The following is a 15,798-nucleotide window of genomic DNA, read 5'->3' as shown; positions in this document are numbered from 1 at the left end:
GACGGGGCAGACGCTGTATGAGCCCCACTAGTTTCCCTGAAAAGATAACGTATTGAGGATTCACCATGAGCATCAAAAATATTTTACCCGGCAAGATCGGTTTGGGCGGCGCGCCGCTCGGTAATATGTTCCGCGCCATTCCAGAAGAAGAAGCGCTGGCTACCGTAACCAGCGCCTGGGACTTGGGCATCCGCTACTTCGACACCGCACCGCTTTACGGTTCCGGCCTGTCGGAAATTCGCATGGGCGAAGCGCTCTCTCAGTATCCACGCGATGAGTTCGTGCTGAGCACCAAAGTGGGCCGCATCATGCTGGACGAAATGGAAGATCCCGCCGCCCGCGATCTGGGTGAGAAAGGCGGCCTGTTCGAACACGGTTTGAAAAACAAGATCCTGAACGACTACTCGGAAGACGGTACGCTTCGCTCCATTGAACACAGCCTGAAGCGTCTTAAAACCGACCGTCTGGATATCGTCTGGATCCACGACGTCGCTCAGGATTTCTACGGCGACAGCTGGCTGGAACAGTTCAATATCGCCCGTACCGGCGCCTTCCGCGCACTGTCCCGCCTGCGTGACGAAGGCGTGATCAAAGCCTGGGGCCTCGGGGTCAACCGCGTCGAGCCTTGCGAACTGACGCTGGCGCTTGATGAGCCGAAACCGGATGCCTTCCTGCTGGCCGGCCGCTACAGCCTGCTGGATCACGAACGCGCCCTGCAACGCCTGATGCCGGAAGCGCTGGAACAGAATGTCGATATCGTCGTCGGCGGCCCATACAGCTCCGGCGTGCTGGCTGGCGGCGAACATTTCGAATATCAGAAAGCGTCCCCGGCTATTCGCCAGCAAGTCGCGAAAATCAAAGAGATCGCCGCTCGCTTCCAGGTAGACGTCAAAGCCGCCGCGCTGCAGTTTGCGCTGGCTAACCCGGCCGTCGCCGCCGTGATCCCCGGTTCGAGCCGTCCTGGCCGCATGGCCGAAGATCTGGCTGCGCTGGATGCAGTGATCCCGGCTGAGTTCTGGGCGGAGATGCGCCGTCAGAAACTGGTGGCCGACAACGCGCCGCTGCCGATTCGTTAAGTTTTATGGGGCCGCATGGCCCCATTACATCGATTAACTCTATGAGGTACATGATGAAACTGGATCTTTCAGGCAAGGTCGCCGTCGTCAGCGGCTCCACCTCCGGTATCGGTCTCGGCATCGCGCGCGGGCTCGCCAAAACGGGTGCCATCGTGGTGATCGTCGGCCGTCAAAAAACCGGGGTCGATCACGCCATCGCCGACATCAGCGCCAACGTGCCTGGCGCGCAGGTACGCGGCGTGGTCGCCGATCTCGGCACGGAACAAGGGGCAGAGACCCTGTTCGCCGCGGAGCCTAAAGCCGACGTGCTGATCAACAACCTGGGCATTTTCAACGATAAAGACTTCTTTACCGTGCCCGACAGCGAGTGGATGCACTTCTATAACGTCAACGTTCTCTCGGGCGTGCGTCTGGCGCGCCACTACGCGCAGAGCATGACCGAACAGGGCTGGGGACGCATTATTTTCGTGTCGTCCGAATCCGGCGTCGCCATCCCGGCGGACATGATCAACTACGGCGTCACCAAAAGCGCCAACCTGGCGGTGTCTCACGGCCTGGCGAAACGCCTCGCCGGCACCGGCGTGACGGTCAACGCCATCCTGCCAGGGCCAACCTTTACCGAAGGCCTGCAAGAAATGCTGGCGGATGCGGCGGCCAAATCCGGGCGTAGCGCACGCGATCAGGCCGACGAGTTCGTCAAAACCGAACGCCCAAGCTCCATTATTCAGCGCGCGGCAGACGTCGATGAAGTGGCCAACCTTGCCGTTTATCTCGCGTCTCCGCTGTCTTCGGCCACCACCGGTGCGGCGCTGCGCGTTGACGGTGGCGTCGTCGACACCCTGGCAATGTAATTCCGTACCCTAAACCGATATTAAGAGAGAAAGAAAATGGCTAATACATCCGTCTCTATGGACATCCCGGCATCCGCCGACACCGTATGGCAACTGATCGGCGGCTTCGACGCCCTGCCTGACTGGCTGCCGTTCATTCCGAAAAGCGTCGTTTCTGAAGGCGGCCGCGTGCGTACCTTAACCACCGCCGACGGCGGCACCGTCATCGAGCGGCTGGAAGCGTTCGACAACCGTCAACGCAGCTACAGCTACTCCATCATGCAGGCGCCGTTCCCGGTGGTGAATTACCTGTCCACCCTGTCGGTACACGCCACCGACGACGCCAACGTGGCGCGCGTGGAATGGTCGGGCAGCTTCACGCCGGTCAATATCAGCGACGACGAAGCCGTCGCCCTGTTCCATGGCATCTACCAGGATGGCCTGGATGCGCTGAGCGGCAACTTCCCGCGCTAATGCGTGAACACTCCTCACGCTTACGGCCGATGGTTTTCACCATCGGCCGTTTTTTTGCTTTAGCTCTGGAGCAGGATAAATCCGCCAGCGCCGTTTATGCTGTAAAGGAGACTTCCGTTTGAGGAGATGGCCGTGCGCCCTTTCAGCCTGAAGACTATCGACCATGTGGTGCTGCGCGTGCGCGATATGCAGAAAAGCCTGCATTTTTATACCCGGATCGTCGGCTGTGATATCGCCAAACAGCGGCCGGATTTGGGGTTGATGCACCTGCGCGCCGGAGCGGCCATGATCGATCTGGTGGACATTAACGGCGTGTTGGGGAAAAAAGGCGGCACGGCGCCCGATCCTCACCGGCAAAATGTCGATCACATCTGCCTGCGCATCGATCCTTTCAACGAGGACGAGCTGTTGGCCTATCTGCGATCGCAGGGGATCGGCGTTGATCCCGCCGAATCGCGCTATGGCGCTGAAGGCGACGGCCCGTCCATTTATTTCAGCGATCCGGACGGCAATCGCGTGGAATTGAAGGGGCCGGCGATCGGTTAGGCCCTCTGATTGTCTTCCAGGCCGGATAGCCGCCGGCGATCCGTCACCCGCAGTGACTTGTTTTTAAACTGAATCATGCCGTCCGCCGCGAGCTGCGCCAGTGCGCGGCTCAGTTGCCTGACGGAGATGCCTAATCTGCCCGCCAACAACTCCCGATTTTCGAGCTGAATCTGCACGCCTTCGTCTTTTATTTTAAATAACAGAAACTTTCGCAACTTATATTCTGCCGTTAAGCCGCCGCTCGCATGCAGCAATGAGGCGTTAAGCAGCTTGTCGCTCAGCTGCCGGCACATAAAGGTGAGGAAGGCGGGATCGCGCATGGCTCGCTCTCTGATCACCTCAATGGGCAGCGTGAAGATCAGCGCGTCCGTCACCGCCTGAACGCTGCTGAACACCGACCGCTGCGCCTGGGAGAACAGCTCCAGATCGCCGATTACGGAAAAATCCGTTTCAAAGGAAAAGACGATGTGCATGCCGTTCGCGTCGTAATTCTCCACCTGCAATTTTCCCTGTACGAGCAAATATAGGTGGCTCAAACGATCGCTTTGCGTCACCAGGTGCTCGCCGGCCTCGACGCTGACCAGGCGCAAGGCGGCCAGCAACGGGGGCGAAAGCACCGTTCGCAGATCGTGAGCGTCGATAAACGCTTCTTTTAGCTTGCTGTCACCGACAGTTTTCACGGCGATTCACTCCCGGGGCTTATCCGTTAACGACTTGCATCCTATCTTTTCGGCTGCGCCCAGCATAGCCGGCGCGCTTCAGAACGAAAAAGGACATCTGGCCTTTTTTGCCTCGGGTCGTCTGGGTATGTTCTCCGCAGACCTCACCCAAGGAGAGTGCCATGCGACATATTCTGATAGACACCGATACCGCTTCCGACGATGCCGTCGCGCTGCTGATGGCGTTGCGCGAACCCGACGTGAAGGTGGAAGCGATCACCACCGTCGCAGGCAACTGCTCACTTGAACAATGCGTCAAAAATGCGCTCATTTGCGTGGAAAAAGCGGGAGCCTACGCCCCTCCGGTCTACGCCGGCATGGCGAAACCGCTCTTCCGCACGCGCTATCACTCGCACCATATTCACGGCGAAGACGGCATGGGCGACATGGCCTTACCGAACCCACGGCTGAGCGCAGAACCCGTTCATGCCGTAGACGCCATCATCGACTGTGCCGCACGGCTCAATGGCGAGCTGGAAATCGTCACCCTCGGGCCGCTGACCAATCTTGCGATGGCGGTGCTGAAGGCGCCCGCGCTGGCCGAACACGTGAAAAGGGTTTATGTCATGGGCGGTTCCGGGCTGACGCCCGGCAATATCACCCCGCTGGCCGAATTTAATTTTTACGCCGACGCCGAAGCCGCGCATCTGGTGCTCACTGCCGGGCTGCCGCTCACCCTTGTCGGCTGGGAGATCGGCATGGGGGAAGCGTTTATCGACCAACGCGATATAGCTCGATTGAATGATCTCAGCGAGCTGGGGCGCTTTGCCGTGCGCTGCAACCGCACGCTGATGGCGTTTAACGCCGGGCGCACCGAGCGTATAGGGTTTGATTTACCCGATCCGACCACCATGGCGGTGGCGCTCTACCCGGACATCGTCGAGACCAGTCTGGAAGCGTATTCCTGGGTAGAATATAAAAGTGAAGGGTCTTACGGCCATTACGTCATCGATTCCACCCACCTGACCGGCAAACCGGCCAATGCGCGCGTAATTACCCGCATTAAACCCGGCCTGTTTAAAGAAAAACTGTTCTCGCTGTTATCTCACCGCGAATGAAATAGGTGACCGCCATGACTTTCGATCCGAGCAAATTAAACAAGGTGGAATTACACGTCCATTTGGATACCTGTTTAAGCTATCACTATGTAAAGAAGGCCGACCCGCAAATAACCAGAGCGGCATTTAATCGGCAATTTATCGCGCCGAAGCGATGCGCCGATCTGGGGGACTTTTTAAGCAAGATCGCGCCGCAAATAGACCTCTTGCAGACACGCCAGGCGATAACGCTGGCCGTCGATGACTTGTTCGCGCAGCTGGCGGCGGATAACGTCATCTATGCGGAAGTGCGCTTTGCTCCGCTGCTGCATACCCGGATGGGATTAACCGGCGAATCGGTGGTCGAGACGGTGCTCGCCGCGATGCATGACGCCGCGCAAACTTACAGCATCACCGCCGGGCTGATCCTGTGCACGCTGCGGCATTTCGATGCGGCCGCCAGCCTGCAAACCGCCGGGCTCGTGGTTAACTTTCTGGGCCGTGGCGTGGTAGCGCTGGATTTGGCCGCCGACGAGGCGCGTTATCCGCTAACCCACCATGTGGCGGCCTTTCGCGCCGTGCGTGAGGCCGGTGGCAACGTCATCGCCCACGCCGGTGAGGCGAAAGGCGCAGACAGCGTGCGGGAGACGCTGGATCGGCTGCAGGTGTCGCGTATCGGCCACGGCGTCCGGAGCATCGAGGACCCCGCGCTCGTCGAGCGTCTGATAGCCACCGGCGTGCTGCTCGAGATCTGCCCCAGCTGTAACCTCACCTGCAATCTGTTCGACAGCATCGACGACCATCCGATAGACCGGCTGAAAAAGTGGGGGGTGCGGCTGAATGTGAATACCGATGCGCGCACCGTCGCCGATACCACGCTGAACAAGGAATATCAGCTGCTGCACGACGCCTTCGGCTGGCGCGATGAAGATTTTAACCGCAGTAACAGGCAGGCGCTGGAGGCGAGTTTTCTCGACGATGACACTAAAATAAAATTAATGAATCAGCTCAATGCCGGGCCAATGTGACCCGGCGCATTTCTAGGTTGAGCGGCGTTTTAACGTTCCTGCGCCGCCAGCGCCTGGGCGCAGGCCCAGGCCGAGCTCCAGGCCCATTGGAAGTTGTAACCGCCCAGCCACCCGGTCACGTCCACCACTTCGCCGATGAAGTAGAGCCCCGGCGCCTTGTGGGCTTCCATCGTCTTGGAGGAAAGTTCGTTGGTGTCGACGCCGCCGAGCGTCACTTCCGCCGTGCGGTAGCCTTCGGTGCCGTTCGGCTGCACGCGCCAGTTCTGCAACAGATCCACCAGCGCCGCCTGCTGCGGGGCATTCAGCTGCTTCAGCGTCGCCTCCGGCAGTTGTCCCAGCGTCTGCAAGCATTCCACCAGCCGCTTCGGCAATTGCAACGCCAGGGTATTTTTCAGGCTTTGGTTCGGGTGTTGCCGGCGTTGTTCATCGAGGAAAGCCGCCAGATCCAGCTCAGGAAGTAAGTTAACGCTCACATACTCACCAGGCTGCCAATAGCTCGACAGCTGCAGCACCGCCGGCCCGGAGAGGCCACGGTGGGTAAACAGGATGCTTTCGCGGAAACTGACGCCGTTCTCGGCGGTGATCACCGCCGGCACCGAGACGCCGGATAGCGTCTGCACATGCTCCAACAGCGGCTTATGCAGGGTAAAAGGCACCAGCCCGGCGCGCGTCGGCAGCACTTTGAGGCCAAATTGCTCCGCCAGCTTGTAACCGAACGGCGAGGCGCCCAGCCCCGGCATGGATAATCCGCCGCTGGCCACCACAAGTGAGCGAGCACTCACTTTTTCACCATTCAGCGCCAGCTCGTAACCCTGTGCGGTTTTCTCCACGCCCAGCACTTCGCTGCGCAGGCGCATCGTCACCTGGCCCAGCTCGCACTCCTTGACCAGCAGATCCACCACCTGCTGCGCCGAGTCGTCGCAGAACAGCTGCCCCAGCGTTTTTTCATGGTAGGCGATGCCGTAGCGGTTGATCAGATCGATGAAGTCCCACTGGGTATAACGCGCCAGCGCCGACTTGCAGAAATGCGGGTTGTTCGACAGGTAGGCCGCCGGTTCGGCATACATGTTGGTAAAGTTGCAGCGCCCGCCGCCGGACATCAGGATCTTGCGGCCCGGTTTTTTGCCGTTGTCGAGCAGCAACACGCGGCAACCGAGTTGCCCCGCCTGCGCGGCGCAAAACATGCCGGCAGCGCCCGCCCCAATCACTACGACATCAAACTGTTCCACCTGAGCCTCTCTTATCAAAACCACAATCGCGACAAAAGAGCGCCATATTACGCCGTTTCGCCGCCGGTCACCGCCAAATTCACGGCGGCAGATTGTAAAGCCCCGGCGCCGTCAACGCCATAGTAAGAAAATATTACAGAGGTCAGAGGAGAATAACGCGTTGATATTTCATATTTTTGTTATAGACACGCCATCGTTTCGTCATGTCCAAATCAAAAAAACGTCATATTTTCCTTTTCCCCGGCCCCGGTTGTCACTGATAATGCGCGGCGTTCATGTCCACAAACTGGCGTAACGCTTATGCTGCATTTGTTCGCTGGCCTGGATTTCCATACCGGCCTGATGTTAATTCTCGCATTGTTGTTCGTGTTGTTTTATGAAGCCATCAACGGTTTTCATGATACGGCCAATGCGGTCGCTACAGTTATTTATACCCGCGCCATGCGCTCGCAACTTGCGGTCGTGATGGCAGGTTTGTTCAACTTTCTTGGCGTAATGCTCGGCGGTTTGAGTGTTGCTTACGCCATCGTCCACTTGTTGCCTACCGATCTGTTGTTGAACGTCAGTTCAGCACACGGATTAGCCATGGTCTTCTCCATGCTGTTGGCGGCAATCATCTGGAACCTCGGCACCTGGTATTTCGGTCTGCCGGCCTCCAGTTCCCATACGCTGATAGGCGCAATCATCGGTGTCGGTTTAACCAACGCCCTGATGACCCACACTTCGGTGGTGGATGCGCTTAACGTCCCGAAAATGATTGGCATTTTCCTTTCTCTGCTGTTCTCGCCGCTGGTCGGCATGATGGTGGCGGGAGTGATGGTGTTCGCCTTGCGCCGCTATTGGAGTGGCACCAAGAAACGCCAGCGTATCCACATGACCCCTGCGGAACGTGAAAAGGTCGACGGCAAACGCAAGCCGCCGTTCTGGACCCGTATCGCACTGATCCTGTCGGCGATTGGCGTCAGCTTCTCGCACGGCGCCAACGATGGCCAGAAAGGCATCGGCCTAATCATGCTGGTGCTGATCGGCGTGGCGCCGGCCGGCTTCGTGGTCAATATGAATGCAACCGGTTATGACATCACCCGTACGCGTGATGCCGTGACCCACCTGCAGCAATATTACCAGCAGCACGGTGACGCGCTGTCGCATGCGGTGTCGTTGACGCCGCTGGTGCCAAGCCCGGATGACGAAGCCGAACCTAACAAGCCGGCCGAGTTCCACTGCGACAGTTCGCGCGCCATGCCGGCGATCGAACTGGCTCAGGGCATGCTGACCAACCTGCAAAGCTACGATCAGCTGACGGTTGAGCAGCGCAGCCACCTGCGCCGCCTGCTGATGTGCGTGACCGACACGGCGGATAAAGTCGCCAAGCTGCCGGAAACCTCATCTGCCGACCAGCGCTTCCTGAAGAACCTGCGTCAGGATTTGCTGCAGACCGTCGAGTATGCGCCGATGTGGATCATCGTCGCCGTCGCGCTGGCGCTGTCGCTCGGCACCATGGTGGGCTGGAAACGCGTGGCTACTACCATCGGCGAGAAGATCGGTAAGAAAGGCATGACCTACGCCCAGGGCGTGTCGGCCCAGATGACCGCGGCGCTGTCGATCGGCGTAGCGAGCTATACCGGCATGCCGGTCTCCACCACCCACGTGCTCTCTTCGGCGGTTGCCGGGACGATGATCGTGGACGGCGGCGGCGTGCAGAGCAAAACCGTGAAAAACATCCTGTTGGCCTGGGTACTGACCCTGCCAATCTCGATTCTGCTTTCCGGTGCGCTGTATTGGGTGGCGCTGAAGCTGATCTAACTGATAGCATCATGAGAAAGGCGGCCGAATGGCCGCATAATGCCGGCCCCTCACAAAGGGGCCGGCATTATTTTAGGGCCTGTCGCCGCTCGCAGGCACTAGAACAGACTTTTCAGAGAGAACAGGATAAGCAATATGCCGCCGACGACGTTAACCCATTTTTTCAGCGTCAGAGGATTGGCTTTTTGGGACGAGAAGATGAGCGTTTTGCTGACCATCATCAACCAAACGCTCATTACGATAACATGCACGGAGGCCAGCGCCAGATAGCCGCTCATCTTTCCATCCTGACCGACGAACTGCGACACGACCGTCAGATAAAAAATGATGGCTTTTGGATTGAGCACGTTGGCCAACCAGGCATCCTTTAGCGTGACGGCGCGGGCGCCTTCGCCGATCTCCCCGCCACGGGTGCGCATCCCACTGCGGATAAGCTGAACGCCCAGCCACAGGAGATACGCTATTCCAGCGCCTTTCAGGGCGCCAAACGCCGCTGGAGAGGCCATGAGCACCGCGGAGACTCCTAACGCGATGAGGCAGGCATGGGTGTATATCCCCAGCGCCGTTCCCGCCAGCGTGCGGAACAACCCGCTGCGCCCGCCGGCCAACGCGCTGTTCATCGCCAGAGTAAAACTCGCTCCGGGAGACAGCGCGACAGGCAACAGAACGGGCAGGAAGTCGATGACATTGATATTCATATGACGTGATAGTAAACGACCGTGCGGGGAACGCCAATGGCAGAAACGATCGCCGCACGGCGCAGAAAAATTCGGGATCCGTGACGTAGCGTGAACCCTGAACTCTCCTGCGTTAACCGCCAGACGAGGCGGGAATCAATGCCAGATCATCAGCCCTATCAGGCTGATGACCACCAGGCCGCACAGAGCCGAAGTCAGCATAAACTGCCCGCGCACCCGCTCGCAGCGGCGAATAAACTCCGGATCGTGGTGCTCGACATAGCGCTGCGCAAAGATATAGCGCACCAGCCTCAGCTGCTTGCTGGGTTGCCCGTGGGCGGTGAAGAAACCGCCGCCGTCGACGTATTGGTACAGCAACGGGTCACAGCCGCGCAATACCACCAGCAGCGCGCGCAGAGAAGAGTAATACCGCACCATGTTTACCACACACACCACACATAAGGCCCAAAACAGCGCGACGGTACTGATCATGATTACCCCCTCAAGGCGTTGTTATCCACGGCCATCCGCCGGGTCCAACCGCCCTACCTCATTACCCGATACTCTGCTGGAGCTTACCGCTCTCATCCCCTTTTTTGCCTGCACGGGCCACGCCCATAACCCACCGCCTCCGAAGACGTTGCCGCACTGCACAGAGAAACTTGCACAGCGTGGTTCTACTCAGAGGGGAAATGATGAGGCCCATATCCATCATTGTAGGTTAATGAAACGCAAACTGGCCTGATCAGTGGATAAAATTTACCGCCGTGCGCCGAAAGCCCCCCGCCGGGGCGAGATAGCGAGTCGTCGCCGGCCGATAATTAGTCGGTTTTTCTGGATAGTCTATCCCGCCGCACGCCGCTGATCTTTCCCCCGGCGCTGGCTAGACTCAGGTTTCCGTTACGTTCATCCAAGGAAACTGTTATGGCAAACCATTCAATCAAGGGAAAAACCGTTCTGATCGCCGGCGGCGCCAAAAATCTCGGCGGGCTGATCGCTCGCGATTTGGCTGAACAAGGCGCCAAAGCGGTGGTGATCCACTACAACAGCGCCGCTTCCAAAGCCGAGGCGGAGAAAACCGTCGCCGCCATTCAGGCCGCCGGGGCGCAAGGCGTCGCGCTGCAGGCCGATCTGACCCGCGCGGGCGCGGTCGAGAAGCTGTTCGCCGATGCGATCGCCGCCGTCGGCAAGCCGGATATCGCCATCAATACCGTCGGCAAAGTGCTGAAAAAACCGATGGTCGACATCAGCGAAGCCGAGTATGACGAGATGACGGCGGTCAACGCCAAAACTGCGTTCTTCTTCCTGAAAGAGGCGGGCAAGCACCTCAACGACAACGGTAAAATCTGCACGCTGGTCACCTCGCTGCTCGGCGCCTTCACGCCGTTCTACGCCGCTTACGCCGGCACCAAGGCGCCGGTGGAGCATTTCACCCGCGCCGCCGCCAAGGAGTTCGGCGAACGCGGCATCTCCGTGACCGCGGTCGGCCCCGGCCCGATGGATACGCCATTCTTCTACCCGGCGGAAGGCGCGGACGCCGTGGCCTACCACAAAACGGCGGCGGCGCTGTCGCCGTTCAGCAAAACCGGCCTGACCGATATCGAAGACGTGGTGCCGTTCATCCGCCATCTGGTCAGCGACGGCTGGTGGGTAACCGGCCAAACCATCCTGATCAACGGCGGCTACACCACCAAATAATCCCGGCGGGGGCAAATATCGCCCCCGCACCTGCTCGCGCGCAACCGCGCCATGCGGCTACACTTTCTGTCGGGAACGGCGCCAAGGAACAGCAGGTCAACGAGATGGACAGATTCAATCAATACCGCGTATTCGTGCAGGTGGCGGAAATGGGCAGCTTTATCCGGGCGGCCCATGCGCTGGAGGTGCCGCGCGCCTCGGTGTCCGCCGCCGTGCAACAACTGGAAACGCAGCTGGGCGTGCGCCTGCTGCACCGCACCACGCGGCAGGTGCGGCTGACCGCCGACGGCGAACAGCTGCTCGAACGGCTGCGCCCGCTGCTGGCCGAAGTGGAAGACATCGATCAGTCGTTTCAGGCCAGCCAGCGCCAGGCCTCCGGGCGGCTCAGCGTCGACGTGCCGAGCCGCATCGCCCGCCGGCTGATCGCCCCGGCGCTGCCCGGCCTGCTGCGGCGCCATCCTCACCTGCAGCTGATGCTCGGCTCCGCCGATCGCGCCATCGATCTGGTGCAGGAAGGGGTCGACTGCGCGGTGCGCGTCGGCGATCTGCACGACAGCAGCCTGGTGATGCGCCCGCTCGGCCGCATCGCGCAGATCAACTGCGCCAGCCCCGCCTACCTGAGCGAATTTGGTTACCCGCAGCAACCCGGCGATCTCGCGCCAGGACACTGGAGCATCGGTTACGCCTCCCCCAAAACCGGCCGCGAATCCCCCTGGGAATACCTGACCGACGACGGCCACACGCAGCGGCTCGAACTGCCCAGCCGGGTGGTAGTCAACAACGCCGAAAGCTATATCGCCTGCTGCCGTGCCGGGCTGGGGTTGATGCAAATCCCGCGTTACGACGTGCAGCATCTGCTCGACGCCGGCGAACTGGTGGAAGTGATGCTCGATTACCGCCCCGCTTCCATGCCGATCGCGCTGATCTATCCCCATCGCCGCCAGCGTTCGCGCCGCCTGGCGGTGTTTCACGAGTGGTTTGAAAGCCTGCTGCAGCCGCATCTGGAACGCTGATTGCACATTTAGCGCTATACTTTGTTTAATAACGCTTATAATTCAAGCGGTCAGACCGTCAGCATTCGCATAACCCATAGGCTTTTACGCCGCGCGGGTGTACAACGAAAGGTATCGGGCGGAGAGCGTTTCGATGCGGCGCAGTGTGATCGCCCCAACATATCATTGCGTTATCCGAATGATACTATGAAACCAAAAGCGCCAGGCGGGTACATGGAACGCCTGCTAACCCTTTTTAATCGGCATGTTTATGGAAGGAGTATTCTTATGGCTTACAAACACATATTGATCGCGGTAGACCTATCCCCGGAAAGCAAGATCCTGGTAGAGAAAGCCGTCTCTATGGCGCGGCCGTACAACGCTAAAGTTTCTCTGATCCACGTCGATGTCAACTATTCCGATCTCTATACCGGCCTGATCGACGTCAACCTCGGCGACATGCAAAAACGCATCTCCGAGGAAACCCATCAGGCGCTGACCGAGCTGTCGCAGAACGCCGGCTACCCGATCAGCGAGACCCTGAGCGGCAGCGGCGATCTGGCGCAGGTGCTGGTGGACGCCATCAAGAAATACGATATGGACCTGGTGCTGTGCGGCCACCACCAGGACTTCTGGAGCAAGCTGATGTCTTCCGCGCGCCAGCTGATCAATACCGTGCACATCGACATGCTGATCGTGCCGCTGCGCGATGAAGAAGACGAGTAAAAAGTAAGCGCCCGCTAACCAAGCTGCCCAACGCCCGCGCCATGCGGGCGTTTTTCATGCCGTCACACCGATTAATCGCTTGATAATCAACCGCCCTCCGATGATATAGTCGCTAAAGACACAACATCCTCCCCCCGAGCATCGCCTAAATCCATTTCTATAAAAAACAGCGGGGGAACATTTAATGCTAAAAGGAGTTATCCATGGAATATGCCGCATCGGTAGAGTCTTTCCTGTCCTCGTTACAGCGCCATAACCCCCACCAGCCGGAATATCTGCAGGCGGTGCGCGAAGTGTTCACTTCGCTGTGGCCGTTTATCGAACGCAACCCGCGCTATCGCGAACAGGCGCTGCTGGAGCGCCTGGTAGAGCCCGAGCGCGTCATTCAGTTCCGCGTCAGCTGGGTGGACGATCGCGGCCAGGTGCAGGTCAACCGCGCCTTCCGCGTCCAGTTCAACTCGGCCATCGGCCCCTACAAGGGCGGCATGCGCTTCCACCCGTCGGTAAACCTGTCGATCCTGAAGTTTCTCGGCTTTGAGCAGACCTTCAAGAATGCGCTGACCACCTTGCCGATGGGCGGCGGCAAAGGCGGCTCCGATTTCGATCCCAAGGGCAAAAGCCAGGGCGAGATCATGCGCTTCTGCCAGGCGCTGATGACCGAACTGTATCGCCATCTGGGGCCGGACACCGACGTGCCGGCCGGCGACATCGGCGTAGGCGGCCGTGAAGTCGGCTTTATGACCGGCATGATGAAGAAACTGTCCAACAATACCGCCTGCGTGTTTACCGGCAAGGGCCTCTCTTTCGGCGGCAGCCTGATCCGCCCCGAGGCGACCGGCTATGGCCTGGTGTACTTCACCGACGCCATGCTGCAACGCCACGGCCTGGGCTTTGAAGGCATGCGGGTGGCGGTATCCGGCTCCGGCAACGTGGCGCAGTACACCATCGAAAAAGCGCTGGAGCTGGACGCACGCGTGATCACCGTATCGGATTCCGGCGGCACCCTGGTGGACGAAGATGGTTTCACCACCGAGAAGCTGGCGCACCTGGCGGAGATCAAAAACCAGCGTTACGGCCGGGTGGCGGATTACGCTCGCGAGCGCGGCCTGACCTATCTGGCGGGCCAGCAGCCGTGGAACGTGCCGGTGGATATCGCCCTGCCGTGCGCCACTCAGAACGAGCTGGATCTCGACGCGGCGCAAACGCTGATCCGCAACGGGGTGAAAGCGGTGGCGGAAGGCGCCAACATGCCGACCACCATCCAGGCCACCGACGCCTTCCTCGACGCCGGGGTGCTGTTCGCGCCGGGCAAGGCGGCCAACGCCGGCGGCGTGGCCACCTCAGGGCTGGAGATGGCGCAAAACGCCGCGCGCATCGGCTGGCGGGCGGAGAAAGTGGATGTACGTTTACAACATATCATGGCGGATATTCACCACGCCTGCGTGGAATACGGCGGCGAAGGCAAGCAAACTCACTACGTACACGGCGCGAATATCGCCGGTTTCGTCAAGGTCGCCGACGCCATGCTGGCGCAGGGCGTGCTGTAATCGCCGCAAAGGTGATCTTGTTCACACATCGATTAAATGCTTCAATGCCGGCCTCTGCGCCGGCATTTTTTTCCGCCCTCACGCCGTCAAAATGATCTCAATTTGTTAATTTTAAGTTATCAAGTAGTTTCAAACTACCATTTAATCGGTAGTAAATTTACCACCGCCAAATAATTAAACATTTATTTAACAACAAACCTGTCAATATTTTACTTAAATGTGCGCAGATCACATTTTATTAACTTCAGCTACGCCCCCTCTTCCATTCCTTTGTAATCTGCAGCGGTGGAAAAACCGCCACCCCTACAGATAAAAAAAGGTACAGCTAATGAAATTTAACCTCGCATTATTAAATGCATGTGTGGTTTCTGCGTGCATGTTATCGACAACACCTGTGTTCGCCGCTGATAAATATGAGATCGCCGTGGTCGCCAAAGTGACCGGCATTCCGTGGTTCAACCGCATGGAAACGGGCGTTAACGAGGCGGCGAAAAAACTCGACGTCAACGCCTACCAGACCGGCCCTGCTACGCCGGATCCGGCCGCGCAGGTCAAGGTGATTGAGGATCTGATCGCCAAGAACGTCAACGCCATCATCGTGGTGCCGAACGACGCCAAGGTGCTGGAGCCGGTGCTGAAAAAGGCGCGCGACAAAGGCATCGTGGTGCTGACCCATGAATCCCCGGACCAGCAGATCGGCCAGTGGGACATCGAGACCATCGACAGCGAGAAATACGCGCAGGCCAACGTCGATGAGCTGGCGAAAGACATGGGCGGCAAAGGCGGTTACGCGATCTACGTCGGTTCGCTGACCGTACCGCTGCACAACGCCTGGGCCGATTCCGCCATCAAATACCAGAAAGAAAAATACCCGGACATGTTTGAAGTCACCTCGCGGTTGCCGGTGGCGGAAAGCATCGACAAATCCTACGCCACCACGCTGGATCTGATGAAAACCTATCCGCAGATGAAGGGCATCATCGGCTTCGGCTCGCTCGGCCCGATCGGTGCCGGCCAGGCGGTGGCCAAGAAGCGCGCCAAGGACAAAATCGCGGTGGTGGGCATCGCCATGCCGGCGCAGGCCGCCCCTTACCTGATGCGCGGCGACATCAAGAAAGCGCTGCTGTGGGATCCGAAAGATGCCGGTTATGCGCTGGTCACGGTGGCCGATCAGCTGCTGCAGGGCAAGGAAGTGAACAAAGATCTGTCGATCGAGGGGCTGGGCAAGGCCGACGTCGATATGGAGCACAAAGTGATTCGGTTTAATAAGATTCTGGAAGTCACCAAAGACAACGCCAAATCGCTCGGATTCTGATTTTTCGCGTAATTTCGCCACACCGGGAAAGTAGTTAAACCCTCGTAGGGGCGCAGCTTTGCTGCGCCCAGGGCTTCGGCCGCTACGCAAGCACAGGTTAA

General features: G+C 59.0%; 16 protein-coding genes. 12 read left to right on the top strand and 4 right to left on the bottom strand.

Features of this window, described 5'->3' with window-relative positions; all coding sequences use genetic code 11:
* Window positions 1–65: 65 nt before the first annotated feature.
* From AAIE04_RS09205 to AAIE04_RS09190, 4 genes are all read left to right on the top strand, one after another.
* A complete protein-coding gene (locus tag AAIE04_RS09205; RefSeq protein ID WP_015379355.1) occupies window positions 66–1,076 on the top strand; it encodes an aldo/keto reductase in 1,011 nt (336 codons plus the stop codon).
* Between the two features lie 53 nt (window positions 1,077–1,129).
* Entirely contained in the window at window positions 1,130–1,927 is a 798-nt protein-coding gene (locus tag AAIE04_RS09200) for an SDR family NAD(P)-dependent oxidoreductase (protein WP_063918359.1), read from the top strand.
* 36 nt (window positions 1,928–1,963) lie between these two features.
* A complete protein-coding gene (locus AAIE04_RS09195; protein WP_498576819.1) occupies window positions 1,964–2,380 on the top strand; it encodes an SRPBCC family protein in 417 nt (138 codons plus the stop codon).
* A 126-nt stretch (window positions 2,381–2,506) separates the two neighbouring features.
* Entirely contained in the window at window positions 2,507–2,926 is a 420-nt protein-coding gene (locus AAIE04_RS09190; RefSeq protein ID WP_004930960.1) for a VOC family protein, read from the top strand.
* Here the strand turns inward: AAIE04_RS09190 and AAIE04_RS09185 are convergent.
* A complete protein-coding gene (locus AAIE04_RS09185) occupies window positions 2,923–3,606 on the bottom strand; it encodes a Crp/Fnr family transcriptional regulator (protein WP_498576818.1) in 684 nt (227 codons plus the stop codon). The two genes, AAIE04_RS09190 and AAIE04_RS09185, sit on opposite strands and share 4 nt — an antisense overlap.
* A gap of 161 nt (window positions 3,607–3,767) precedes the next feature.
* Between AAIE04_RS09185 and AAIE04_RS09180 the strand changes: the two genes are divergently transcribed.
* Complete coding sequence (locus AAIE04_RS09180) at window positions 3,768–4,703, top strand: nucleoside hydrolase (protein WP_498576817.1); 936 nt, start codon at window positions 3,768–3,770, stop codon at window positions 4,701–4,703.
* Between the two features lie 14 nt (window positions 4,704–4,717).
* Window positions 4,718–5,710 (top strand): adenosine deaminase, encoded by a 993-nt coding sequence (gene add / locus AAIE04_RS09175; protein ID WP_498576816.1) that lies wholly within the window; start codon window positions 4,718–4,720, stop codon window positions 5,708–5,710.
* A 29-nt stretch (window positions 5,711–5,739) separates the two neighbouring features.
* On the opposite strand, the gene AAIE04_RS09170 is transcribed toward add, so the two are convergent.
* Window positions 5,740–6,939, bottom strand: a complete 1,200-nt coding sequence (locus tag AAIE04_RS09170; protein WP_498057321.1) for a BaiN/RdsA family NAD(P)/FAD-dependent oxidoreductase — start codon at window positions 6,937–6,939, stop codon at window positions 5,740–5,742.
* A 300-nt stretch (window positions 6,940–7,239) separates the two neighbouring features.
* On the opposite strand from AAIE04_RS09170, the gene pitA reads away from it, so the two are divergent.
* Complete coding sequence (pitA, locus tag AAIE04_RS09165) at window positions 7,240–8,742, top strand: inorganic phosphate transporter PitA (protein ID WP_019455229.1); 1,503 nt, start codon at window positions 7,240–7,242, stop codon at window positions 8,740–8,742.
* 98 nt (window positions 8,743–8,840) lie between these two features.
* On the opposite strand, the gene AAIE04_RS09160 is transcribed toward pitA, so the two are convergent.
* Window positions 8,841–9,440, bottom strand: a complete 600-nt coding sequence (locus AAIE04_RS09160) for a LysE family translocator (RefSeq protein ID WP_498576815.1) — start codon at window positions 9,438–9,440, stop codon at window positions 8,841–8,843.
* Between the two features lie 135 nt (window positions 9,441–9,575).
* The gene (uspB, locus tag AAIE04_RS09155; RefSeq protein WP_019455230.1) at window positions 9,576–9,911 is read right to left on the bottom strand and encodes a universal stress protein UspB; all 336 of its coding nucleotides are present in this window, start codon (window positions 9,909–9,911) and stop codon (window positions 9,576–9,578) included.
* Window positions 9,912–10,343: 432 nt separating this feature from the next.
* Between uspB and AAIE04_RS09150 the strand changes: the two genes are divergently transcribed.
* The 5 genes from AAIE04_RS09150 to AAIE04_RS09130 all read left to right on the top strand — a co-directional run bounded on the left by AAIE04_RS09150 (window position 10,344) and on the right by AAIE04_RS09130 (window position 15,697).
* Window positions 10,344–11,117, top strand: coding sequence for an SDR family oxidoreductase (locus AAIE04_RS09150; RefSeq protein WP_074056145.1), 774 nt, complete (start codon window positions 10,344–10,346; stop codon window positions 11,115–11,117).
* Between the two features lie 104 nt (window positions 11,118–11,221).
* Window positions 11,222–12,130 (top strand): LysR family transcriptional regulator, encoded by a 909-nt coding sequence (locus tag AAIE04_RS09145; RefSeq protein ID WP_498576814.1) that lies wholly within the window; start codon window positions 11,222–11,224, stop codon window positions 12,128–12,130.
* Window positions 12,131–12,397: 267 nt separating this feature from the next.
* Complete coding sequence (gene uspA / locus AAIE04_RS09140) at window positions 12,398–12,835, top strand: universal stress protein UspA (RefSeq protein ID WP_019455233.1); 438 nt, start codon at window positions 12,398–12,400, stop codon at window positions 12,833–12,835.
* A 203-nt stretch (window positions 12,836–13,038) separates the two neighbouring features.
* Window positions 13,039–14,382: an NADP-specific glutamate dehydrogenase gene (gene gdhA / locus AAIE04_RS09135; RefSeq protein WP_019455234.1), complete on the top strand. Its 1,344-nt coding sequence runs from the start codon at window positions 13,039–13,041 to the stop codon at window positions 14,380–14,382.
* Between the two features lie 328 nt (window positions 14,383–14,710).
* On the top strand, window positions 14,711–15,697 hold the full coding sequence (locus AAIE04_RS09130; protein WP_063918351.1) for an autoinducer 2 ABC transporter substrate-binding protein: 987 nt from the start codon (window positions 14,711–14,713) through the stop codon (window positions 15,695–15,697).
* The last annotated feature ends 101 nt before the right edge of the window (window positions 15,698–15,798 follow it).

This window comes from Serratia sp. Ae19-1 (assembly GCF_059801225.1).
Note: the sequence above shows the minus strand (reverse complement) of the source record. Positions and strands in the feature narration are given on the sequence as shown.